We start from the raw sequence: 23418 nt of genomic DNA, 5'->3' as shown, positions 1-23418 counted from the left end.
CATGTCGGGGGACAGAATCGCGGGAGCCTTCGTCGGGCTCGCCGTGGGAGACGCCGCGGGCTGGCCCGCCGCCAGGCACCGGTCGGTCCTGCACGCGCCGTGGAGCAGACGCCTGCTCCGCGAGCTGGACACGTTCGCGGAGGAGCACCGGGTCACCACGCTGCCGGTGCCGTTCGCGCTCAACCAGCCCGTGGCCCCGCTGGCCGTCGGCCCGTCCGACGACGCCGAGTGGCTCGCCTGGACGGTGCTCACCATCGACCGGCCGCGCGCCGAGGCGTTCCGCGACCTCACGGGCCGCGAGGACATCCGGGCGCGCATCTCGGTGGCCACCGCGCTCGGCAACCTGGCCAAGGGCGTCGAGCCCCCGGCCAGCGGTCACGACAACCCGCACCACTTCGACGACGCCGCCGCCGTCAGGGCCGTCGCCTTCGGCGCGCTCGGCCGGGACCCGACCGAGGACGCCCAGGTCACCAACGCCAACGACGGGCTGCTCGGGGCCCTGGCCATGGCGGCCGCGGTGGCCGAGGCGGTGGCGACGGGCTCGGCGGCCGCGGCGGCCGGGGCGGCGCTGGCCGTACTGCCGCCCGACACCGCCATCGGGCACAACGCCCGGCTGGCGCTGGACGTGGCGCGCAAGGCGGGCGACCCGTTCGCCGCCGTGCCCGCGCTCGACGCCGCGCTGCTCGACCACGTCTACAGCTACGGGGTGGGCGCCGCGCAGACGGTGCCCGTGGCGCTGGCGCTGGCCGAGGTGGCGGGCGGCTCCCTGAGCGCGGCCGTACCGGCCGCCGCGTGCCTGGCCGCGCTGGCCGACTCCGCGCCCGCTCTCACAGGCGCGCTCACCGGGGCATGCGGCGGGCTCGACGCGATCCCAGAGGGATGGATCACGTCGGCACGCACTCTGGCAGGGTGCTGTCTGCCGGAAATGGCAGGAAAAGATGTCATCGAACTTATGGAGGAACTCGCATGACGCCGCTTGAAGACAGGGCGACCGGCTGCGTGGCGGGGGCGGCTGTCGGTGACGCGCTGGGCGGCGCCACCGAGGGCTGGACTCCCGAACAGATCGCCACCAGGTACGGCGGGTACGTCGAGGGCATCGTGCCCCCGTACAACGAGGACTGGGCCAACGCCCGGCCCATCGCCCCGTACCACAAGGGCGACGGCCACATCACCGACGACACCTTGATGACGCACGCGCTCATCCGCGTCTACGAGAAGGCCGGAGGTCATCTCGGGGCGTACTCGATGGCCGAGTACTTCGTGCCCGAGCTGATGGGCGAGCGCCGGTGGATCCCTGAGCTGGAGGCCGAGGCGCTGCCGCTCCAGCGGATCTTCCTGGCCGAGAAGTGGATCGTCGCGCGGCTGCACTACGGCCACGTGGACCCCCGCGAGGCCGGGGTCGGCAACATCGTCAACTGCGGCGCGGCCATGTACGTGGCGCCGGTCGGCATCGTCAACGCCGCCGACCCCGACGCCGCCTACGCCGAGGCCATCGACCTGACCGGCGCCCACCAGTCAAGCTACGGCCGGGAGGCCGCCGGTGTCATGGCGGCGGCCGTCGCCGAGGCGATGCGGCCGGGCGCGACTTTCGACTCCGTGGTGGCCACCTGCCTCAGGCTGGCCAAGGACGGCACCAGGGCCGCCATCGAGGCGGTCTGCGAGGCGGCCGCCGGGCTCGGCCACTGGGACGGCTCGTTCGAGACGCTGCGTGCGGCCGTGCGGCCGTTCGACACGGTCGCCGACACCTACCGCGACCAGGGCCTCGGGGCGCGGCGGCCGAGCCGGGTGCACAGCATCGAGGAACTGCCGCTGGCGCTGGGCTTCCTCGTGGTGGCCAAGGGCGACTACCGCGACACCGTGCTCGGCGGCGTGAACTACGGCCGCGACGCCGACTCGATCGCCTCCATGGGCGGCGCCATCGCGGGCGCCCTGGGCGGGCTCGGCTCGATCCCGCGCGAATGGGTCACGCAGGTGGCCGAGGCGAGCCGTACCGACCTGGAAGCACCCGGACGGGTGATCGCCGACGTCGCCCGCCGGGTGCACGCCGACGACACCGCCCGCCGCCGCGCCGTCGAAGCCGCCTTCACCACCCTCGACGCCTTCGCCGACCGATGATCCGCCTCACCTGGGTGCAGCCCGAGGACCTCGTGGGCCACGAGCTGCGCCAGGCCGTCGAGGACGGCCGGGACGTGCGCGGTATCGCCGAGCGGTGGCACGCGGCGGGCGGCCACGACGCCCCGCCGCGCGCCGGGGCCTCCGAGCCCGGCGCGCTCAGGCTGCGACCGCTCGCCGAGCGGCTGCTGGACGAGCTGGCCGCGATCCCGTCGCCGCTCGACGAGCCGTCCGAGCTGGCCGCCATCATCGCCGCCTGCCCGGACTGGCCCGCTCCGGCCGCTCTCGGCGCCCCGGGCGCTCCTGGAGTTCCCCGGCAGGCGGATCCGGCCCGCGTGCTCGGGGCCTGGCAGGGCCGGGCCGCCGGGTGCGTGCTCGGCAAGCCGGTGGAGAAGATCCCCCGCGCGGGCATCAGGGAGATCGCCGAGGCTACCGGCAACTGGCCCATCACCGGCTGGTTCACCGCCCGGGGGCTGCCCGACGCCATCGCCGAACGGTGGCCGTGGAACCGGCGCAGCGCCGTCAACTCCCTGGCCGAGAACATCGACGGCGTCCCCGAGGACGACGACCTGAACTACCCGCTGCTCGCCCTGTCCGTCCTGGAACGGCACGGCCGCGGCTTCACCACCGACGACGTGGCCAAGCTGTGGCTCGACGAGCTGCCCGCCGGCCGGACGTTCACGGCCGAACGCGTCGCGTACCGCAACCTGCTGGCCGGTGCCGAGGTGCCGGAGACGGCGACGTACCGCAACCCGTTCCGCGAATGGATCGGCGCGCTGATCCGGACCGACGTGTACGGGTGGGTCAATCCCGGCGATCCGGCCACCGCGGCCGAGTACGCCTGGCGCGACGCCCGCCTCACCCACACCGCGAACGGCATCTACGGCGCCATGTTCGCCGCCGCCATGTGCGCGAGCTCGCTGGTCGCCTCCTCCGCCGCCGAGGTGGTGGAGGCCGGGCTGTCCGTCGTCCCGCCGCGATCACGGCTCTACCAGGCGGTACGGCAGGCGGTCGAGGACGCCTCGAAGGAAGCCGACTTCGAGCGGGTCGTCGACCGGCTGCACGAGCGGCACGGCGCCCTGCACTGGGTGCACACGATCAACAACGCCGCCCTCCTGGCCGCCACGCTGATCCACGGCCGGGGCGACTTCACCGCCACCATCGCCGGAGCGGTCGCCGGCGGCTGGGACACCGACTCGGCCGGCGCCACGGCCGGATCCGTCGCGGGCGCGCTGAACGGCGGGGTGCCGGAGCGGTGGATGATGCGGGACAGCCTGGCCACCAGTCTGACCGGGTTCGACGGGATCGGGCTGGGCGAACTGGCCCGCCGCACGCAGGCGATTCAGCAGTCTTAGGAGACTCAGGAGATGATGAGGGCATGATCTCGGTCTTCGGCAGCGCGAACATGGACCTCGTCGCCTACGTGTCCCAGGCCCCCAAGCGGGGCGAGACGGTCACCGGGCGTGAGTTCCGTACCATTCCCGGCGGCAAGGGCGCCAACCAGGCGATCGCGGCGGCCAGGGCGGGCTCGGTGGTGGCGTTCCTGGGCGCCGTGGGCGACGACGGCTTCGGCGCCGAGATGCGCACCAGCATGGCCGAGGCCGGCGTGGACGTCGAACGGCTGCGCCAGGTACCCGGCCCGAGCGGCATCGCGCACATCGTGGTCGACGACGACGGCGGCAACTCGATCATCGTGGTGCCTGGCGCGAACGGCACCGTCACCGGCCCCACCGACGACGACGTCGCGGTGATCGCCGACTCGCAGGCGCTCCTGCTTCAACTGGAGCTGCCCATGAACGCGGTGATCGCCGCCGCTCAGGCCGGGCAGGCGTCGGGCGTACCGGTGATCCTCACCCCCGCGCCCGCGCAGCCCCTGCCGGACGCGTTGCTCGAGGCCGTCACGCTGATCGTGCCGAACGAGCACGAGGCCGCCGCCATCACCGGCGCCGCCTCCGCCGACGCGGCACTGGAGGCACTGCTCGAACGGGTGCCGGAGGTTGTCATCACGCTGGGTTCCGAAGGGGCGCTGTACGGCTCGCGGTCCGGCGAGCGGCTGCGCGTGCCCGCCGTACAGGTGAAGGCGGTGGACACCACGGCGGCGGGCGACACGTTCGTCGGCGCGCTCGCGGTGGCCCGCACCGAGGGCCTCCCCGCCGCTGCCGCACTCCGCTTCGCCTCGGCGGCGGCGGCGCTGTCGGTGCAGCGCGAGGGCGCGAGCACGTCGATGCCCAGCCGCGCGGAGATCGACGACTCGCTCGCCTGACTTGGCGGGCGGTACGCCTCAGACGTCGGCAGCCGGCCTTGAGCCCGCGCTGACCTGCTCGTGGTCGATGGCGACCCGCTCGAGGACATCTCCGTGCTGACCGATCCGGAACGCAGGCTGGCGGCGATCATCGCCGATGGGCGCGTCGTCAAGGACATCACCAGCGAACTGGCCATCACGCCATGATGGGCGTGCGCTCATTCCTGCTGCTGCGGCCGGCGCGCGGCAGGGTGCCCGACGTCGTCGGTTATTACCTGAAGCACGGCGTCCTGGAGGCCGCGATTCCCTACGGCCTGATCGAGGGTCAGATCCTGCACCCGCGTCACGACCCTGAGGATCTTCTCATCACCTCCGTGTGGCCCGACCGCGCCGGATATGAGGCATGGCGCCGAGCGCCGGAGCGCGCCGGCCTGCTCGACGGTCTCACCCGCTCGACGGGCCCGAGCCCGTACGAGCATGGACCGGCCGTGCCGACGCCTCCCCTTGCGAGATCTACCACCCTGGTCGACAACTGGTCGTGGCGCACCAAGTCGACGCCTCATGACCCGCCCTATCGCGAACGGAACGAGCATGATCACCGAAGCCATCACCACGACCGACTACCACGCTGGTGGCGAGCCGTTCCGGATCGTCACCAGCCCGCCCGAGATCGCCGGGGAAACAGTGGCGGAAAAGCGCGTCGCGGCCATGAAGGATCCCGAGGTCGACGGACTGCGCCGGCTCCTCTGCTCGGAACCGCGTGGTCACGCCGACATGTACGGCGGCTTCATCGTGGCGCCGGACGACCCGGGAGCGCACTTCGGCGTTCTGTTCTGGCACAAGGACGGGTTCTCCACCGCCTGCGGGCACGGCACCATCGCCCTCGGTGTCTGGGCGATCCAGAGCGGCTTGGTGCCGGTCGATCCCACGGGCGTCACCGACGTCGTGATCGATGTGCCGTCCGGCCGGGTCGTCGCCCGGGTCTCGACCGCCGCCACCAAGGTCACCGCGGTCGACTTCGTGAACATCGCCAGCTACGTCCTGCATGACGAAGTCGAGGTGCCGACGTCTCGCGGGCCGGCCCGGTGCGCGATCAGCTTCGGTGGCGCGATCTACGCCCAGGTGCCTGCTTCGGCGTTCGGGCTCGCGGTCGATGTGGCCTCCCTGACCGCCATCATCGATCTCAGCCGCGAGATCAAGGCGTGGCTCAACGCCACCGACTACGCCGCACACCCCCTTGACCCTCGGCTCAGCGGCATCTACGGCGTGATCTTCTTCGATGACCTCGGCTCGGCTGCCGACGGGAACCTCCAGCACCGCAACGTCACTGTTTTCGCTGATGGCGAGGTCGACCGCTCGCCTTGCGGTTCCGGAACGTCGGCACGTGTCGCCACCTTGCACGCGACCGGCCAGTTGCCGAAGGGGAAGGCTCTCGTTCACTCCTCGATCGTCGGTTCGACGTGGATCGCCCGAGTGGCGGATACTACCGAGATCGCCGACCGGCACGCTGTGATACCAGTGGTGACTGGACGGGCCTTCCGCACTGGGGAGCACAGATTCATCGTCGACCCCGACGACGACATGGTTCCGGGCTTCGTCCTTCGCTGAAGGCAGAGACACGACCGGATCGAGAGGCGACCGCGCCGAGAACCACCTGATCGAGCTGGGAACCGCCCTCACAGAGGGCGCACCCTCCAGTGCGGGGCGCACTGTCTTCAAGACCGTCGGTATCGCCATGCAGGACTGGGCGATCGACCGGCTGCTGGCCCAGCGCTACCTATAACGGGTTCTGGTGGCGCGGGAGCGCACTGTTGGAGCGGAATTCGGTGGGCAGGTGAGGGTGATGAATGAAGATCTGCCTGATGCGGTGAACCGGGACGGTGGCGAGAGCGACGTGGTGGCGGAGCGGTCAGGGGCCGACACCCCGAAGGCGCGCCGCCCCATCCCCGCCGACTGGCCCGACACCGAGACGAACCCCGCGATCCCAACCCCCGACATAACCGCCCCCGCCACTGAGGCCAGTACCGAGACCGACAGTGACACTGCTCCCGAGAGCGAAGACAAAGCCGGTAACGAGCCCGAGAGTGACGTCGCTCCCGAGACTGAGGCCGAGGCCACGGCTGACGCCGAGAGGCGTGCCGACGTCGGCGACGAGGCGGGCGACGGCGGCGAAAAGGAGGTGCGGCCCGACGCGGGTCCCACCGGCTGACGGCAGCCCTTGTTGTGTCCCCGCCGTCAAAGAGGCCAGGTCCGACGGCGGGGATTAGCCGTGCGCTTCAGCGGAATGAAAGACCCGGCTCGCTCAGCGGTCCGGGCGCCGTAGTGCCGACTGGACGCCCGTCCGGCGCGGGACTGTGCAGCTCGGCCCTGAATGCCGTTGCCGCATCACCTGTGATGGACACCAGGAGTTCGCCGTCGGACTGGGTCTCGACATGCACGCGAACATCGCCGGGCCGTCCCATCGCTGCTCCCTGTCTCCCGGTGAAGATGAGTCGCCCGCCGGGTGCCGGGACGATGCCGTGTCGCACCAGATACGCGCCGAGCGGCCCGTGTCCATTGCCGGTTACCGGGTCCTCGGTGATGCCGATCGCGGGTGCGAACATCCGCGACCAGGTGAGCAGACCGGCGTCACCGGTGGCACGGGAGAAAACGAAGAAGCCGTTGCTGCCCACTTCATGGCTGAGCTCCGTCAACGCGGCGGGATCCGGTTTCAAGGCGTCCACCGCGACGTGGTCACGCAGTTCGACCAACACTTTGGAGTGCCCGGTCGAAACGACCTGGACCGGTCCGTTGTCGGCGAGGTCGCGGACGCCGGCGCCCAGACCTCGCAGCAGCCGGTCCACCTGGTGGCGATCCAACTCGGGGCCGAAGCCGGCCACACCCTGGTGCATCCCGATCCGCACCCGGTCGCCGTCCCGGTGGACTTCTACCCGCTGGAGCAACCCAGTGCCCGTCTTCTGCACCAATGAGCACGACGGCAAGTCATACTCAACCGCTCGGGCGTAGTGGGCCCCCACGGTGGCGTGCCCACAAGTCGGAACCTCTGTTGTCGGGGTAAAGAAGCGGACTCGCACATCATGGTCAGAACCATCCGGGGGCAACACGAAGGCCGTCTCGGAGTTGTTGAGCTCGCGCGCGACCGAGAGCATCTCGGCGTCCGTCATGCCCTGTGCCGTCAGCACCACACCGGCCGCATTGCCGGTGAAGGGAGTGAGAGTGAAGGCATCGACCTGGTAGAGGACCCTCATGGCCGCCCGCCCTTTCGATCGGGAGTCTTCATGGCGTTCGCCAGGAAACAGCGTCTGCCGCTACCCGAAAGCCATGGTGCAACCCGCCGACTTGGAGCACGGTCCGCGCTGGGCGACGTTCGCCGAACACCTCAGCGAAGACGGCGTCGACCGCGCGCGTCTGCCGCGGAACGGGGGAATGGGCGGAGATTCCGCTGCCCATCGGAAGCTGCGCGGACACCCAGATGGTGCCGTCCGGCGTGACTGTGGCCGGCGAATAGTGGCCGAAGGGTGCGGTGAAGTCGAGAAGGGTCATACGGTCCCCGTGCGTCGTGGATGGTCATCTGTCGGCCGGCGATCGCCCGCGATGTCTTCTGCCAGCTGAACCAGGGTTCGCACCGCGGATCCGGTACCGCCCTCGGGGGTGTAGCCGTAGGAGGCGCCCTCGTGGAAGGCCGGTCCGGCGATGTCCAGGTGGGCCCAGTCGGTGCCGTCCGGCACGAACTCCCTGAGGAACAGGCCGGCCACCAGGCCGCCTCCCATCCGCTCGCCGGTGTTGGCGATGTCGGCCACCCGGGAGTTCAAGCTCTTGCGCAGCTGGGCAGGCAGCGGCAGTGGCCAAGCCTGCTCGCCGGCCCGCCGGGCGGCGTCGAGGACTCGGTTGCGGAAGTCGTCGTTGTTGGACATCACGCCGAAGATGCGGTTGCCCAGTGCCATCCTCATGGCCGCGGTCAGGGTGGCCACGTCCACGATGGCGTCAGGCTTCTCCTCGCCCGCGCGTACCAGGGCGTCGGCGAGCACCACCCGTCCCTCGGCGTCGGTGTTGAGCACCTCGACGGTCTTGCCGCCGTACATCCGCAGCACGTCGCCGGGGCGGGTGGCGGACCCGGACGGCATGTTCTCGGCCAGCGCCAGCCAGCCGGTGACGTTGATCCGCAGGCCGAGCCGGGATATGGCGGCCACGGCTGCGAACACGGCGGCGGCGCCGGACATATCGCGCTTCATGATTTCGTTGAAACCGACCGGCTTCAACGAGATGCCGCCCGAGTCGTAGGTGATGCCCTTGCCCACGAAGGCCAGGTTGGTCTGCGCCTCCGGGTGGCTGTAGGCGATCTTCACCAGCCGCGGCGGGTTGGCCGACCCCTGACCGACACCGAGGATGCCGCCGAACGAACCTTCCGTGAGCGCCTTGTCGTCGAGGACCTCGACCTCGAGCCGGTACTCCTCACCGACTGCCCGCACGGTAACGGCGAAGCTCTCCGGGGTCAGGTCGTTCGCCGGCATGTTGACGAGGTCCCGGCAACGGTTCACCTCCCGGTGGATCACCGTGGCGCGCTGTGCCCCGACCTTGGCGCTCGTGTGACCCCGGTGATCGGTGAGGATCGTCAGCTCACCGACAGGAGCCTTGGCGTTGCCGATCGTGCGGTACGCGGTGAAGGCGTAGGCGCCGAGGAGAGCGCCCAGGGCCACCGCCTGCGCGGCTTCGGCGGTCTCGACAGGAAGGGCCAGGGCGGCTTTCCCCATGCCGGCCAAGCTCCGGGCGGCCACACCTGCGGCCTCGCGAAGGTTCTCGGCATCGTACGCGCCGCTGTTGACGGCCTCGCCAAGGCCGACAGCGAGGACCACGCCGGCCTCGACGCCGTCGGGGGACGGCAGCTTGACCACCTCGCCCTCAGCACCGCTCACGCCGAGCCTGCCGAGGATCTCCACCAACGCACCGTCGAACGCCTCTGCTACTGTCTCCGCTCCGGGTGCCAGCACCGGCCCCTGAGGGCCCTTGGCGACACCGATCACGATGGCGTCCACTCGCAGCGACACCGCCGGGGAGGTGCTCACTGTCACTGTCGTCACTGAAGGACATCCTCTTCTTTCGTAGTCCGCGAGTTTTCGACGGCCGGATTCCGTCTACGCGTCATGCCGACACCGATGAGTACGACGACCATTCCGGCCGCGACCCGGACACTGAAACCCTCGTCGAGCACAACGGCCCCCAGCACCACCGAGACCACCGGCAGCAGGTAGCCGACTGTCGCGGCATTGGTCGCGCCCTCGTCCGCGATGATCCGGAACGTGAGGTGGAAGGTGATTCCGGTGGCGAAGATCCCCAGGATGACGACGGCGATCAAGCCCCGCTGGTCGGCCTGGACCGGCGCCAGGCCATCGATCGGCAAGGCCGGCGCCGTCAGCGCCGCCGCCGCGAAGAGTTGAGCCGTGGAGAGGGAGATCGTGGTGGCACCCTTCCCGACAAGATTTCGTCCCATGTAGACGAAGCCGATGGCATAGCTGGCCGCCGCGGCGACGATGGCGAACACCCCCCAGCCGACAGAGCCGGCATGCTGCCATGGAGCGAAGATCACCACGACTCCCGCGAACCCGAGAAGCAGCCCGCCCAGGCGGACCGGGTGGACCCCGCGTTCGGTGCCGATGACGATCCCGATCAGCAGTGACCACAACGGAGTCGTCGCGTTCAACACGCCGGCCACCCCAGAGTCAACGCTCTGCTCACCGATACTGAACAGGAAGAAGGGCAGAGCGTTGCAGAAGAAGGCGGCGACGAAAAGGTGTCCCCAGATTCTGCGCCCACGGGGGAGACGCTGACGCGCCCCAAGGCACAACGCCATCAAGGTGAGCGCCCCGAGTACACAGCGAGCGAAGGTGAGCTGGCCAGGAGACAGCGCCGTCAGAGCCAGTTTGATCCAGAGGAATGTCGATCCCCACAGCAGGGCGAGTACACCCACACGGGCCCATGCCCAAGTTCGTGCCGTCACCTGATCAGTCTCGGTAAGCTGCATGGATGAAGCAAATAAATCAAGTTCATCGATGCATGAGGTAGATACATGAGCGTGACCCTGCGCCAGCTTGAGGTGTTCACGGCCGTGATCGACCACGGTGGCTTCGGCGCGGCAGCCGACCACCTCCGGATGAGCCAGTCAGCCGTCTCCCACACACTCGCCGCGTTCGAACGCGCCACCGGAGCCCCGCTCGTGCGCCGTTCCCCCGCCATCACCGCAACCGTGCTCGGCGAGCTCCTCCTCCCGCACGCCCGCAGCGTGCTCGCGGCGGCACGCGCCCTGGAAGCCGCCATCGAGACCCACAACGAAAAGGACGCCACCGGCCTCGTTCGGGTGGCAGCGTCGCCGACCGTCTCCCACCGGCTCATTCCCGAACTGTTCGCGCTGTGGAGTACGGAGATCCCCGGAGTCGACATCCGCCTCTTCGAAGGCAGCGACGCCGAGCTCCAGGAATGGCTGGCGACCGGGGCCGTCGACGCCGCCGTGCTCATCGACCCCGACCCGTTCCCAGCGGGCGGTCTGCTGCTGGCCAGCGACGACTTCCGGGCCGTGCTCCGACGGGATCACCCCCTGGCGGCCAGCGGGCGCATCGAACTCGAGGACCTTCTGGCGGACCCGCTACTGGTGACCTCCAGCGGCTGCGAGCCCCAGATCAAGCACATGCACGCCACAATCGGCGCCCGCTACGCCCCCGCACAGAGGGTCCACGAGGTCACCACCCTCCTCGCCATGGTCGAAGCACATCTCGGCGTCGCGATCATGCCTTCGCTCGCCACCGCCATGCTCCCCGACACCCTCATCATGGTCGAGCTCGAACCGAGACTCGGCCGTCGGCTCGTGCTCACCGGCCCCACCGACCGGCCTTGGCATCCCCACGTCACACGGATGCGAGACATCGCTCGAAAGTACGCGGGGAGTCGCCGCGAGGCAGAGAGGGAAGACTCGAGCGCTAGTACGTGAGGTGGCGGGCCGGAACAATGGTCAAGACCTGTGGTTCGAATCGGCCGGTCACCGCTGGAGATGCTCGGCGACCTCGGATTCGTAGTGGCGCTGGTAGTCGTCGGCTGTCGTTGTCGAGGCCCATCCTCGCCATATCCGCGCGATCATGCGTTGCACCTGACCCTTCCAGCTACACATAGACGAACAAAAGTCAAGAATAGTGACGAAGATCGTCAAATGCTATACAAGGGGAGATCGTCGGAAGCGCCGTGGCGGCGCCCACGGAGAGGGAGTTACGTTGAACAATCTGCTTGCTCTGGAACCCCGTGAAGCAGGAACGAACGTGCTGGAGCCGACCATCGGCTTCCTCGAGACCGTCAGGGCGCAGGACGGGCGGCTGCAGATCGACAGCACCTGGACGTAGGCGGCTGACGGCACCCGGCCCGCTGTCGAGGCCGTGCTGAACTTCCTGGAGAAAGAGGTCGGGCATGCTCTTCCGGCGTGATGGCATCAATGTCTGAGGTGTCAGCAAGGGACTCCGAAGCCATCGAGAAAATCGTCGAAGAGCATGTCCGGACCGGCCATCGCACAAGCCTCGGACAGACGTGGCTGACGGTGTATCCCCATGGTGTCCCGCTGCTCGAACATGGCTGGAAACTGCATGTCTCCTCTCGGTCGGCAACCTACTCGGAGCTGGTCGAGAAGCTTGTTCCCCTGCTTCTGGCCGAGGGCTGCGTGTTCAAGCTCGCACGCTCGCACCAGGTCCTCGACCGGCTGAACAACGGATACAGTGCCCCGGCGAGCGTCGGGAAGGCGTTCACGATCTACCCGGACCAGCGGCGGATCCGTGGGCTGGGCCTGCAGTTGGCCGAACTCCTGCGTGGCCATCTGGGGCCGCGAGTGCTCAGCGATCGGCGGGTGGACCAGGACTCCCCGGTCTATTACCGCTATGGCCCGTTCAAGAAGGCCGACGATTCCGACGCGCGTGGACGGTTCGTCGCCCGGATCGATGGGCCTGGCGGGGAAGAGTTCGAAGGGCTCGCCGGCCTGCACTACGAGCAGCCGGCCTGGGTCGTCGATCCGTTCACCGGCCTGCGGCCGGATGAAGAGAGCACTCTGGAGGAACCGGCGGTTCTCGGCCACCACTACCGGGTTGTCGCGGGAATCTTCGAATCCGCGCGTGGCAACGTCTATCGGGCCGTCGACCAGCGCGACGGGACGAACGTCGTCATCAAGCAGGCCCGTGCTCTGGTGGACGAAACCGCGACCTCGGGCGACATCCGCATGCGGCTGCGCAACGAACGCCGTGTCCTGCAGGCACTCAAGGATTGCCCTGGTGTCCCGCGATTTCTGGATCACTTCCGGCACGGCCAGGACGAGTTCTTGGTGACGTCCGACGCCGGCCCGGTCAATCTCGCCGAGGACATCGCCCAGAACGGTCCGTATCCGATCGATGCGCATCATGGCGCCGGAGATCGGCGTCGCCTCGAAACGCTCGGCAGGCGACTCGCCCAGATCCTCCTAGATCTTCATGCGCGCGGCATCATCATGCGCGACCTCGCACCGAAGAACGTGGTGATCGACGGTGACCGGGTCAGCGTCGTCGACTTCGGCGTGGCCTGCTACGACGGCCTGCACCTCCCCGGAGGGACGCATGGCTACGCGCCGGCGCGGCAGCGGCGCGACGAGCCGCCACGAGACACCGACGACCTTCACGCCCTCGCCATGACGCTGCTGTTCGCGATGTGGCACATACGGCCGGTCACGCTGGGAGACGACTCCGGTCTGCCCCGCGAGCGTGCGCTCCAGGCCATCCGGTCCGCCTATGGCGAGGAACCGACCGGAATGATCGCCATCATCGCGGACCTGCTCGGCGACGAGCACGCCGCCCGAACCGCACTGCGGCGGCTCGCGGCGGGGGAGATCCCGATCCGGCGCACCACCGAGGTCGGGTGCACCGCCGTGGAGAGCACGCGACGGTTCCGGGGCCTGCCCGCGCCGCCGAACGTCACCCCCGAACTCGCCGCGGACATCGCCGGGAGCGTTCTCGCCGACGTGCTCGCCCAGGCCCGCCGTATCCTGGCCGACCCATCGGCATCCGCCTACGGCGCCGATGTCCACGCCGGGACGGCAGGCATCGGCCTCGAACTGCTGGAACATCTGGGCGAGCCCGGTGTCGCCGACTGCGTACACGAGCTGGCCGCCGTCACCGTCCGTGCCATGCCCGCGCACCCGCGGCCCGGTCTGTTTCGCGGCCGGACGGGGATCGACGTCTTCCTGATGCGGGCGCGCGAGCACGGCATCGCGCCACCCGAGGAGTATCTCGGCCCGTATGTGCCGGGCGCGGAGTGGGCCCCGGACGGGCTCGGGCTGATCACCGGGGCCGCCGGGGTCGGGATCGGCCACCTGTTGCTGTCGCGGCACGACGCCGACCCAGCCCATCTCGCCGTCGTCCGGCGATGCGCGGAATTCGTCATGGACGGCGGCGACCTCGGCTCGGAGGCCGACGATGCCCCGCCGCGCGACTGGGCGGCCATCGACTCATCCATGGGCCCGGCGCGCGGGCGCGCGGGCGTCATCGAGTTGCTGATCAGCGCCGGTACGCGTATCGGAGACCATCGTCTGCAGGCGGAGGCCGTCAAGCGCACCGAACGGCTGGCCGAACACGCCGGAATGTGGGCACGGCAGGCGCGCGAACGATCCGCGCCGGCGCCCGCCCTCTCCTGGTGCCGGGGCCTGGCCGGCATCGTGCCCACGCTGCTCCACGCAGGAACGGCGTTCGGCGATCCGGCGCTGATCCACCGCGCCAGGGATATCGGCACGGCGATGGAGCTCTTCATGCCTCGGATCGGCGTACTCGATCAGTGCTGCGGCGCGGCCGGCATCGGCAACGCGCTCATCGACATCGCCGTTCGCGACGGGGATCCACGAAGCTGGGACGCGGCACGCGCCGTCGCCGTGCAGATGCTGCTGCGCAGTGCCGGTCCGGCCGACCACCCGGTCTTCATCAAGGATCCGGGCGAGGCCGGAGCCGTCTCGCTGATGACCGGGCTGGCCGGAATTCTGGGCTTCTTCCGCCGTCTCGCCGTGCAGGGCGGCGACACGCCCCTTCTATCTGCCCCAGTTCCGGCCAAGGAGAGACTTTGAACGCACCCGACTTCCGCACTCTTGGAGGTCTCGACCGCCAAGGAACCGAAGACCGCCAGGAGGATCGTTTCGGTCCTCGCATCGGTGACGCGATCGGGGACATGCTGCGCGATGCCTACCGGGCATCTCTGACCTCGGACGCCGCCCCGATCCTCCAGATCATGGAACGCGACGACGGCCTGGTGAAGTCCCTTCCCGTCGCACCCTGGCTCGCGCCGATCGAGCAGTGGCCGAACGCGGAACGCCGAGCATTGGATCTGGTCAAAGGCAAGGTCCTGGACGTCGGCGCCGGCGGAGGACGAGCCGCGCGCGCGTTGCTCGAGCGAGGCCACGCCGTCACCGCGCTCGACACCTCCAGTGGCGCGCTCGAGGTGTGCGGGCAGCAAGGGATACGGTCAGTCGTTCTCGCCACGGTTGACGAACACGCCGCGACCGGGGCGCGTTACGACAGCTTCCTGCTCCTGGGCGCCAACCTGGGCCTGCTGGAAAGCCGCGAGCGGGCACCGCGGTTCCTGCGGGCTCTGGCCGCGATGGCCGCACCCGGTGCCGTGATCGTCGGCCGAGGCAACAACACGACCGATTCCGTCGATCCACTGCACCTGCCCTACAACGAACGGAACCTGCGGGCAGGCCGCATCGCCGGACAGCGCACCATGCGGATCCGCTATCGCGACGTGGCGACACCCTGGTTCCATTACCTGTGCCTGGCACCACGCGAGCTCGCCGAACTCGTCTCCGGCACCGGCTGGGAACTTACCGACGCCACGTATGACAAGAACTCGACGGCCGACTACATCGCCATCCTCCGCCGCGAGGGCTGACCGGTTTGTCCCAGGGTTGGGGGTCGCGAAGCGCGGTGACGGACGAGGCCCCGGTTCCGGCGGGTGCCGGGAACCGGGGCCGGTGGGGGCTAGTCGGTGAGGAACAGTTCGATGACCGGTACGGCGACGTCGGGGCGTTGAACCGGCAGGTCGAGGGTCAGGACGTCCGGGGCCGGGGCACCGATCGCCGTGTTCGCGGCCGTCTGGGTGGGGTCGATCACGCGCGAACGGATCTCCGACGCGTCGTGCAGGAACTGGGCGTACTTCACCCGCCCGGCCAGCCCCGGCAGGTGCAGGTGGCGGAACGGCCAGGCGAACACGTGCAGATAGAGCCGATCACCCCGCTGCGTGTAGCGGCAGTCGGGAGGCGCGGTGAAGCCGCTGGGGCCGCAGCCGTAGATGGAGCGGGAGTTCAGCCGCATCCAGTCGCCGATGTCGCCGAGGGTCTGGCGGGCGCGCGGGTCGATCTGGCCGCGGCCGTCAGGGCCCACGTTGAGCAGCAGGTTGCCGCCCTTGGCGACGCTGTCGACCAGCATGCGTACGAGCAGGTCAGGGGACTTGTAGTCGAGATTGTCCCGGTCGTATCCCCAGCTTCCGTTGAGGGTCTGGCAGGCCTCCCACGGCACCTCGTGGCCGTCGACGGTCATCGGGCCGGCGGGCTGGTACTGCTCAGGGGTGACGAAGTCGCCGGGGATGTCGAGCCGGTCGTTGACGATGATCCCCGGCTGGAGCTCTCGCACCATCTCCAGCAACTCGGGGGAGCGCCAGTCGTCGGCGCCCTTGCCGCCCCACTCGCCCGGCCTGTCCCGGTAGGAGAAGTCGAAGAACAGGTAGTCGATCCGGCCGTAGTCGGTCAGGAGTTCGCGTACCTGGGCATGCAGGTAGTCGGCGTACTTGGAGACGTCGCGGCCCGCGGTGGCGGCCTTGTACGCCTCGTCATCGCGCTGCGGGTGGCGGGAGTCGACGGGGAACTCGGGGTGGTGCCAGTCGATCAGCGAGTGGTAGAAGCCGACCTTCAGCCCTTCGGCGCGTACGGCCTCCACGAACGGCGCGACCAGGTCCTTGCCCCAGGGGGTACGGGTCACCTTGTAGTCGGTGTGCGCCGAGTCCCACAGGCAGAAGCCTTCGTGGTGCTTGGTGGTGAGGACGATGTAGCGCATGCCGGCCTCCTTGGCCAGCCGCGCCCACCGCGCCGGGTCGTACAGGTCGGGGTCGAAGTGGTCGAAATACCGCTGGTAGTCCTCATCGGTCAGCTGCTCGCGGTTCTTCACCCACTCGTGGCGGGCGGGCAGAGCGTAGAGGCCCCAGTGCACGAACATGCCGAACCGGGACTCGGAGAACCAGGCGTGGTCCACGACATTCCTTTCAAGAGTTTTCACCGGCCGCCGAAACCGCTGGTCGCGATCCCGCGTACGAGATGTTTCTGCAGGAGGATGAGCAGCCCCGCGGTGGGCGCCATGGAGATCACCGAGGCGGCCATGATGAGGTTCCACTGGGTGCCCTGCTGGCCGAAGAACATCTGCAGGCCCAGCGGCACCGTGGCCTTCTCGTCCACCGAGTTGATGATGATCAGCGGCCACATGAAGCTGTTCCAGAAGTTGATGAACGTGAAGACCGCCAGCACCGCGAGCGCGGGCCTGATCAGCGGCAGCATGATGCTGGTGAAGACGCGCACCGCTCCCGCGCCGTCGATGCGGGCGCTCTCGGACATCTCTTCGGGGATGGTCAGGAAGAACTGGCGCAGCATGAACGTCCCGAAGGCGGTGAACGCCCAGGGGAAGATCAGCGCCTGGTAGGAGTCCACCCAGCCGAACCACTTCATCAGCATGAACATCGGCACGACCAGCACTTCCTGGGGGATCATCAGCGTGGCCAGGAAGACCAGGAAGACGCCGTCGCGACCGCGCCAGCGCAGCCGCGAGAAGGCGTACGCCGACGTGGCCGACGCCACCAGCACCACAAGGGTGCCGCAGACGGCGACGGCGAACCCGTTGAGCACGAACCGCCCGAACGGCAGGTACTCGAACGCCTCGGTGTAGTTCTGCCACCGGAACACCGACCCGAACAGGCTCGGCGGCGACCCGAACACCTCGTCGGGGCGCTTGAACGAGGTGGCCAGCATGTACACCAGCGGCGACAGGAACGCGGCGGCCACCAGGTAGAGCGCGATGTGCGAGATGACCAGCCTGACGCGGCGGACGGCGTGATCAGACATCGTAGTTCACCCACTTGCGCTGGCCGGCGAACTGCACCGCGGTCACGCCCAGGATCAGCACGAACACGATCCAGGCCCCGGCGGACGCGAGTCCGAACTGATAGATCGAGAACCCCTTGTCGAAGACGAACATCATGAGGGTCTCGGTGTCGTTGCCGGGCCCGCCGCCGGTCATCAGGAACGGCTGGGTGAAGATCTGGAACGACGTGATGAGCGTCATGGTCGTGGCGAAGAACAGCGCCGGGGAGATCATCGGCAGCATGATGCGGAAGAACTGACGCCATGGTCCCGCCCCGTCGATCTGCGCCGCCTCCAGGAGGTGCCGGGGGATGGCGTCCAGCGCGGCCGAGAAGACCAGCATGTTGTAGCCGAACCCCTGCCACACGCTCATCGCGACGACGGCGAACATGGCCCAGCCCTGCTCGCCGAGGAAGTTCGGCGCGTGCGTGCCGGTGGCGGCGTACAGCGAGCCGTCGATGAGCCCGTTCGGCTGGTAGATCATCCGCCAGACGACCGCGTTGGCCACCATCGGCGTGACCACGGGCAGGAAGAACACCACGCGCAGCGCCTTGCGGCCCTTGATGCGCGGGCCCATCCACACCGCCAACCCCACCGACACGATGAGGTTGAGCGGCAGGTAGAGCACCACGAACAGCAGCGTGTTGAGCAGCGCCCGCCGGAAGACGGGATCGGTGAACAGCGTCGCGAAGTTCTCCAGCCCGTTGAAGGTGCGCTCGCCCACCGCGGGCCACTGGAAGAACGCCATCACCAAGGACAACACGATCGGGAAGAGGGTGAACAGCGTCAACCCGATGAGGCTGGGCCCGGCGAACAGGGCCGCGGCCCGCCCATCACGGCGCAGACGGGGGGGTTTGGCGTCGTGGTGCACGTCGCTCCCTACGCCGGTGCCTGCTGTTGCACCTGGCTGAGTACTTCCGCCCCCGTGGACTGCCCGTTGAAGGCCTGGATGCCGTACTGGGCCAGCAGCTTCTCCACCGGGTCCCAGTTACTGGTCGTCCGGAACGGCTTCGCGGAGGCGTTGGCGGCGTCGAGGACCGGTTTGGAGCCCTCGAAGGCGTTCTCGTACCACTTGTTCTGTACGGACTTGCGCGCCGGATAGGCGCGCCCGACCGAGCCGAGCTGCCCGAGCACCTCGGCGCTGGTCATCGTGCTGACCGCCTTGAACGCCTCGTCAGGGTACGGGCAGGACTGGGAGATGCCGAAGCCGGACCCGGCCGAGTAGCTCTTGGTCCCGTTCGGACCGGCGGGGATGGTGGCCAGGCCCACATCGAACTTGGCCTTCGCCTTGAGCTCCAGAACCGACCAGGGGCCGTTCACCGACATCGCCACGTTTCCGTTGAGGAACTGGGTCTCGGTGAAGTTGTTGTCCACGCCGGGCACCTTGGGCGCTACGCCCTGCTTGGCGACCAGGTCCGCGTACCACTGGAAGCCGGCCTTCATCGGCTCGGTGGTGAGGGTGAGCTTGCCGGAGGCGTCCATCGGCTCGGCGCCCGTCTTGGAGAGGATCATCGAGAACATCCCCAGGGCCGAGGGGTAGGCCACGAAGCCGTACTTGCCGCCGGTGGTCAGCTTCTTGGCCGCCGACTCGAAGTCCGCCACGCTCCAGCCGACCTTCGGGTCCGGCACGCCGGCCGCCTTGAACATGTCCTTGTTGTAGGTGAGGATCAGCGAGCCGACGTCGTACGGCAGCGCGTACTGCTTGCCGCCCGAGGCCAGCCCGGCCATGATCGAGGAGTCGAAGTCGGCGATGTCGAGGCCGTTCTTCTTGATCAGGTCGTCCAAGGGGCGCATGCCGCTGACGTAGCCGCCCGTACGCAGGCTCTGCATGGAGACGATGCACGCCGCGCTGCCGCCGGCCAGTCGGGTGCCGAGTTTGCTGAAGTAGTCGGCGAAGGGTGCCGTCTCGAGGGTGATCTTGATGTTCGGGTACTTCTGGGTGACCTGGTCGGCCACCTTCTGCCAGGCATTTCGGTCCTCAGTTCCGGACGCCCACATCGACCAGGTGAGCGCCACCGCGCCGTTGCTCGCCTTGCTGCCTCCTGCCGAGTCCTGGCCGTCGCCCCCACAACCGGCCGTTAATCCCCCCGCGATGACCACCGCTGTTGCGATCGCCAATGATCTCCGACCGCCATGCATCTGCCTGCCCATCGCAGCTCCACTCAATAAGCTCGGGGCCGAGTTAATTGATTTGAAACTAGGGCGTAGCAATCCGTAATGTCAATGAGCTTGTGAGAGGAAATATCCGATGACTGCTCGCCGAACGGCCGGTCGCGGCGATCTGACTCGCGTGGAGATCCTGGCGCTTCTCGGCACGGCCGGCGCCCTGGACCGCCGCCAGATCGCGGCCCGGCTCAAGCTCGGCGACGCGACCGTGCACGAACACACGCGACGCCTATTGGCCAGCGGTTATCTACGGATTCTCGCCCCGCAGACCGGGGTGGTCGGCCGGCCGCGCATCCCCCTTCAGGTGGTGCCGGAGGCCGCCGCGACCATCGGCGTACGGGTGGCGACCGACCACCTCGTCACCGTCGTGGCGGGGCTGGATGGAGGGATGCTCACATCCGATGTATCGTCCTTCGACTGTCACGCAGACCCGATCCCTCAGCTACTCAGGGTCATCGGCCGGCCGCTGGCCGACCCCGCCGTGGGCCCCAGGCTCAAGGCCGCCGGCGTGGCCGTGCCGGCTGCCGTCGATGCGGGTTATATCCGGTTCTGTCCCCGCTTTGGGTGGAGCAACCTTCCTCTCGGTGAACGGCTGCGTGCCGCGCTGCCGATCCCGGTGCTCGTCGACAACGACCTCACGGCCAGCACCACCGCCGAACTCCTGTATCGGACGGGACGTGAGCACGACGACTTCCTGGTGCTCGGCATCGGCGACGGGGTGGGGATCGGGGCGGTCCTGCGGCGGCGGGTGCACCGCGATCCGAGCGGGCTGTCCGGCGAGTTCGGCCACACGCCGGTCGCCGCCACCGGCCCGCGCTGCGCCTGCGGCGCCCGGGGCTGTCTGGAGACGTTCACCGGCGACGACGGGATCCTGCGCGCCGCCCGTCGCGAGGGCCTCGCCGAGGCGAGCACCACCATCGAGGAGCTCCGCTCGCGATGGGTCTCCGGTGAGCGGTCACTGGCCGGAGTGCTCGCCAAGGTCGGCACCATACTCGGGCGGTCCGTCGCCGGCGTCGTCAACCTGCTCGGCACGCCCACCATCGCGGTCATCGGCGAGAACCACGTTCTCTGGCCGGGCCTGGAGCCCGGGTTCTCCGCCGTGATGCGGACCAGCCAGGTCACCGCGGCCTACCGCGCCCAAGTGATCGTCCGTCCTTGGAGCGACGCCCAGCACGCGCTCGGCGCGGCCAGTCTGGCGCTCGCCGCTCCGGAAACGCTTGCCATCGGGCCGCCCGGTACGTCGGGCGGGTGACCAGGCGGGAGCCCGAGGGCTCGCCTGTCAGACGCGGCTTGCGGATTTGTCATCATCGGCAGTGATCATTCGGCAGACGAAACTGATCTTGCGCCGGTAATCTTCCTTCGTCGTTCGCCGGACGCCGGGGAAACCCCGGTAGGCCGGTGACGTCTTCATCAACACAACGAAGATGAGGAATGCTCGTGATCCGACCCTTCAGGGCTTTGTTACCCGCAGCGGCCATCCTGCTGGCCGGCACCGTCGCGCTGCCCGCTGCCGCCGACGACGCCGCGAAGGCCGAAGCCGCCGTCGTACGGCCGGTCTCCGGCATCAGCCCGCTGACCGCGGGCTGCGGACTTCCCCCGGCCGACGGCTACACCCTGAACCCCAACACCGAAGTCCTGCCCACCGTGGCGCGGGACCCGAACCGTCCGCAACACCTCGTCACGGTGTACCAGCAGGATCGCTGGAACCGGTACGGCAGCAACGGCGCCGTCACCGCCGTGTCGGACGACTTCGGCCTGACCTGGCAGCAGTCCACGAACCTGCCCGCCTTCTCCCAGTGCAACGGCGGCACGAGTGCCAACGGCGGAGACTACGCCGTCACGACCGACAACTGGGTCACAGTCACGCCATCGGGTGCCGCGGTGGCCGCCTCGTTGTCGATGTCCCGCGCCGGCGACGTGACCGCCATCCTGGTGGCCCGCTCCGGCGACGGCGGCCGGACCTGGGACGCGCCCACCACCCTGCAGCGGGACGACAACCCGCAGTTCTTCAACGACCGCCCGACGGTGACCGCGGACCCGTACCACGCGGGCGTGGTCTACGCGGTGTGGGACCGCATCGACGACCAGTCGACCAGCACCACGCCGAACTGGGTACAGCCGATCTACCTGGCCAAGTCGACCGACGACGGACGTACCTGGACCAGCAGCAAGGTGTACGACGTGCCCACCAACGAAGGCGCCATCGGCACCCAACTGGTGCCGCTCCCGGACGGGACGCTGCTGATCGGCACGCACTACGAGACGAACACCGACGGCTCCACCCGGGTCATCCGCTCGACCGACGGCGGCAAGACCTGGTCGGCGCCGACGCTGAACGTCCCGGCCCCGCTCGCGGTGGGCCCCCGCATCCCGGACCCGGACAACTCGGGTGACCCGGTACGCAACGCCTCCCTGCCGCTGCTGGCCGCCCAGCCGGGCACCCAGGTGGTCAACGCCACCTGGCAGAGCCAGGAGGCCGACGGCACCTTCCACGTGGCCTACTCGCGCTCGGCGGACGGCGGGCAGACGTGGTCCGCCCCGATCCGCCTGGACAAGACGCCCACCGGTTCCGCCGCCGTGCCGGTCGTCGCCGCGTCCAAGACGGGCGCCGTGGCGGTCACGTACTACGACTTCCGCAACAACACGGCCGACCCGGCCACCCTGCTCACCGACATGTGGGCCGTGACCTGCTCGAGCAACTGCGCGAAGGCGGGGTCGTGGCGTGAGCAGCACATCGAGGGGCCGTTCGACACGCGGAAGCTCCCGTTGACGAGCGTGGGACGCCTGCTCGGTGACTACACCGGCCTCGTCTCGGTCGGCAACGCCTTCACGGCCGTGTACGGCGTCTCCACCGGCGATGCCGCCAACCCGGTGGACGTGCACAGCGCGATCTTCCCCGGCTGAGCGGTCGTACGCCGGCGGCGGGGTCCGGGCGAACCGGGCCCCGCCGCTACCTTCAGGTCACGTCGCGATGGAGCAAGGCCAGTGTCTGCTCCAGCTCCGCCTGCAGGATGCCGCTCGCCGCCTCCCCGTCCCCCCGCCTGATGGCGTCCACCAGCGCCGCGTGCGCGTCATCGCCCGGGTTGGGGTCGGTGTGCCGCAGGCCCAGCAGCTCCACCAGGTCCACCAGCCGTCCCCGCAGCCTGGGGGCGAACTCGGCGAACAGGTCGTCGAGCACCGGGTTGCGCGCCGCCGCCACCACCGCCGCGTGCAGCGCGATGTCCGCGTCCACGAAATCCCCGTCGTCGCCTCCGGCCGCCGCCCGCCGCGCCTGCAGGGCCGCCTCCAGTGAGGCGAGGTCATCGTCGGTACGGCGGGTCGCGGCCAGGCGGGCGGCCTGGGTCTCGACCATCATCCGCACCTCGTACACGTCCGTGATCGCGGCCCGCCGGAGCCGGGTGGCCCAGTCGTCGGCCGGTTCGGTGGCGATGACGAACACGCCGCTGCCCTGACGGGCCTGCACCAGCCCGGCGCCGGCCAGCGCGCGCAGCGCCTCGCGGACGGTCGAGCGGCCCACGCCGAGGGTCTTGGCCAGGGCGTTCTCGCCGGGGAGCCGGGTGCCGATCGGCCAGTGGCCGCCGGTGATCTGCTCGCGCAGGTGCTCGGTGGCCTGTTCGACCAGGGGAGTGGCGCGGAGCATGCCGAGCGGCATCGAATCAACCTCTCAGGTTGTCTGAGGACCTGTGTTGTGGTTAGTGTACCCGGCATGACATCACGCGGTCTCCTTCTCGGCTGCCGC

Annotated in this window: 23 protein-coding genes; 13 read left to right on the top strand and 10 right to left on the bottom strand. The window is 69.2% G+C overall.

The window, feature by feature from the left end:
* Position 1: 1 nt before the first annotated feature.
* Genes KLK06_RS29010 through KLK06_RS61700 form a run of 5 tightly spaced genes read left to right on the top strand, consistent with a single transcriptional unit; the run spans position 2 to position 4561 of the window.
* The gene (locus KLK06_RS29010; protein ID WP_214638805.1) at positions 2-970 is read left to right on the top strand and encodes an ADP-ribosylglycohydrolase family protein; all 969 of its coding nucleotides are present in this window, start codon (positions 2-4) and stop codon (positions 968-970) included.
* Positions 967-2115: an ADP-ribosylglycohydrolase family protein gene (locus KLK06_RS29005; RefSeq protein ID WP_214638804.1), complete on the top strand. Its 1149-nt coding sequence runs from the start codon at positions 967-969 to the stop codon at positions 2113-2115. Before KLK06_RS29010 ends, KLK06_RS29005 begins: the two co-directional genes overlap by 4 nt.
* Positions 2112-3467, top strand: coding sequence for an ADP-ribosylglycohydrolase family protein (locus KLK06_RS29000; protein ID WP_214638803.1), 1356 nt, complete (start codon positions 2112-2114; stop codon positions 3465-3467). The genes KLK06_RS29005 and KLK06_RS29000 overlap by 4 nt, the downstream gene beginning before the upstream one ends.
* A gap of 23 nt (positions 3468-3490) precedes the next feature.
* Positions 3491-4375, top strand: coding sequence for a ribokinase (rbsK, locus tag KLK06_RS28995; protein WP_214638802.1), 885 nt, complete (start codon positions 3491-3493; stop codon positions 4373-4375).
* Between the two features lie 60 nt (positions 4376-4435).
* Complete coding sequence (locus tag KLK06_RS61700; RefSeq protein WP_284735156.1) at positions 4436-4561, top strand: hypothetical protein; 126 nt, start codon at positions 4436-4438, stop codon at positions 4559-4561.
* Positions 4562-4572: 11 nt separating this feature from the next.
* Here KLK06_RS61700 and KLK06_RS61695 read toward each other — a convergent pair whose 3' ends face one another.
* Positions 4573-4701 (bottom strand): hypothetical protein, encoded by a 129-nt coding sequence (locus KLK06_RS61695; RefSeq protein WP_284735155.1) that lies wholly within the window; start codon positions 4699-4701, stop codon positions 4573-4575.
* Positions 4702-4945: 244 nt separating this feature from the next.
* Between KLK06_RS61695 and KLK06_RS28990 the strand changes: the two genes are divergently transcribed.
* Entirely contained in the window at positions 4946-5962 is a 1017-nt protein-coding gene (locus tag KLK06_RS28990) for a proline racemase family protein (RefSeq protein ID WP_214638801.1), read from the top strand.
* A 235-nt stretch (positions 5963-6197) separates the two neighbouring features.
* Positions 6198-6563, top strand: a complete 366-nt coding sequence (locus KLK06_RS28985) for a hypothetical protein (RefSeq protein ID WP_214638800.1) — start codon at positions 6198-6200, stop codon at positions 6561-6563.
* 67 nt (positions 6564-6630) lie between these two features.
* Here KLK06_RS28985 and KLK06_RS28980 read toward each other — a convergent pair whose 3' ends face one another.
* Genes KLK06_RS28980 through KLK06_RS28965 form a run of 4 tightly spaced genes read right to left on the bottom strand, consistent with a single transcriptional unit; the run spans position 6631 to position 10373 of the window.
* On the bottom strand, positions 6631-7602 hold the full coding sequence (locus tag KLK06_RS28980; protein WP_214638799.1) for a PhzF family phenazine biosynthesis isomerase: 972 nt from the start codon (positions 7600-7602) through the stop codon (positions 6631-6633).
* A gap of 28 nt (positions 7603-7630) precedes the next feature.
* The gene (locus KLK06_RS28975) at positions 7631-7897 is read right to left on the bottom strand and encodes a RidA family protein (protein ID WP_214638798.1); all 267 of its coding nucleotides are present in this window, start codon (positions 7895-7897) and stop codon (positions 7631-7633) included.
* On the bottom strand, positions 7894-9432 hold the full coding sequence (locus KLK06_RS28970; protein WP_214638797.1) for a leucyl aminopeptidase: 1539 nt from the start codon (positions 9430-9432) through the stop codon (positions 7894-7896). The genes KLK06_RS28975 and KLK06_RS28970 overlap by 4 nt, the downstream gene beginning before the upstream one ends.
* Positions 9429-10373 (bottom strand): DMT family transporter, encoded by a 945-nt coding sequence (locus tag KLK06_RS28965; protein WP_214638796.1) that lies wholly within the window; start codon positions 10371-10373, stop codon positions 9429-9431. Before KLK06_RS28965 ends, KLK06_RS28970 begins: the two co-directional genes overlap by 4 nt.
* A 45-nt stretch (positions 10374-10418) precedes the next feature.
* Between KLK06_RS28965 and KLK06_RS28960 the strand changes: the two genes are divergently transcribed.
* The 4 genes from KLK06_RS28960 (at position 10419) to KLK06_RS28950 (ending at position 15280) form a co-directional block, all read left to right on the top strand.
* Positions 10419-11333, top strand: a complete 915-nt coding sequence (locus KLK06_RS28960) for a LysR family transcriptional regulator (protein ID WP_214638795.1) — start codon at positions 10419-10421, stop codon at positions 11331-11333.
* 277 nt (positions 11334-11610) lie between these two features.
* On the top strand, positions 11611-11736 hold the full coding sequence (locus KLK06_RS61690; protein WP_284735154.1) for a hypothetical protein: 126 nt from the start codon (positions 11611-11613) through the stop codon (positions 11734-11736).
* A 191-nt stretch (positions 11737-11927) separates the two neighbouring features.
* The gene (locus KLK06_RS28955) at positions 11928-14459 is read left to right on the top strand and encodes a lanthionine synthetase LanC family protein (RefSeq protein WP_214638794.1); all 2532 of its coding nucleotides are present in this window, start codon (positions 11928-11930) and stop codon (positions 14457-14459) included.
* Positions 14456-15280 (top strand): methyltransferase domain-containing protein, encoded by an 825-nt coding sequence (locus tag KLK06_RS28950; protein WP_214638793.1) that lies wholly within the window; start codon positions 14456-14458, stop codon positions 15278-15280. Before KLK06_RS28955 ends, KLK06_RS28950 begins: the two co-directional genes overlap by 4 nt.
* Positions 15281-15369: 89 nt before the next feature.
* Here KLK06_RS28950 and KLK06_RS28945 read toward each other — a convergent pair whose 3' ends face one another.
* Genes KLK06_RS28945 through KLK06_RS28930 form a run of 4 tightly spaced genes read right to left on the bottom strand, consistent with a single transcriptional unit; the run spans position 15370 to position 19631 of the window.
* The gene (locus tag KLK06_RS28945; protein WP_308168496.1) at positions 15370-16635 is read right to left on the bottom strand and encodes an alpha-L-fucosidase; all 1266 of its coding nucleotides are present in this window, start codon (positions 16633-16635) and stop codon (positions 15370-15372) included.
* Positions 16636-16655: 20 nt separating this feature from the next.
* Positions 16656-17495, bottom strand: a complete 840-nt coding sequence (locus tag KLK06_RS28940; protein ID WP_214638791.1) for a carbohydrate ABC transporter permease — start codon at positions 17493-17495, stop codon at positions 16656-16658.
* Complete coding sequence (locus KLK06_RS28935; RefSeq protein WP_214638790.1) at positions 17488-18384, bottom strand: carbohydrate ABC transporter permease; 897 nt, start codon at positions 18382-18384, stop codon at positions 17488-17490. Before KLK06_RS28935 ends, KLK06_RS28940 begins: the two co-directional genes overlap by 8 nt.
* An 8-nt stretch (positions 18385-18392) precedes the next feature.
* Complete coding sequence (locus KLK06_RS28930) at positions 18393-19631, bottom strand: ABC transporter substrate-binding protein (RefSeq protein WP_214638789.1); 1239 nt, start codon at positions 19629-19631, stop codon at positions 18393-18395.
* A gap of 130 nt (positions 19632-19761) precedes the next feature.
* Between KLK06_RS28930 and KLK06_RS28925 the strand changes: the two genes are divergently transcribed.
* Positions 19762-20931 (top strand): ROK family transcriptional regulator, encoded by a 1170-nt coding sequence (locus KLK06_RS28925; RefSeq protein WP_214638788.1) that lies wholly within the window; start codon positions 19762-19764, stop codon positions 20929-20931.
* Between the two features lie 185 nt (positions 20932-21116).
* The gene (locus KLK06_RS28920) at positions 21117-22583 is read left to right on the top strand and encodes a sialidase family protein (protein ID WP_214638787.1); all 1467 of its coding nucleotides are present in this window, start codon (positions 21117-21119) and stop codon (positions 22581-22583) included.
* A 52-nt stretch (positions 22584-22635) separates the two neighbouring features.
* On the opposite strand, the gene KLK06_RS28915 is transcribed toward KLK06_RS28920, so the two are convergent.
* Positions 22636-23331, bottom strand: coding sequence for a FadR/GntR family transcriptional regulator (locus KLK06_RS28915; RefSeq protein ID WP_214638786.1), 696 nt, complete (start codon positions 23329-23331; stop codon positions 22636-22638).
* Positions 23332-23418 lie beyond the last annotated feature (87 nt).

The organism is Nonomuraea sp. NEAU-A123, from assembly GCF_018603905.1.
GTDB lineage: Bacteria > Actinomycetota > Actinomycetes > Streptosporangiales > Streptosporangiaceae > Nonomuraea.
Note: the sequence above shows the minus strand (reverse complement) of the source record. Positions and strands in the feature narration are given on the sequence as shown.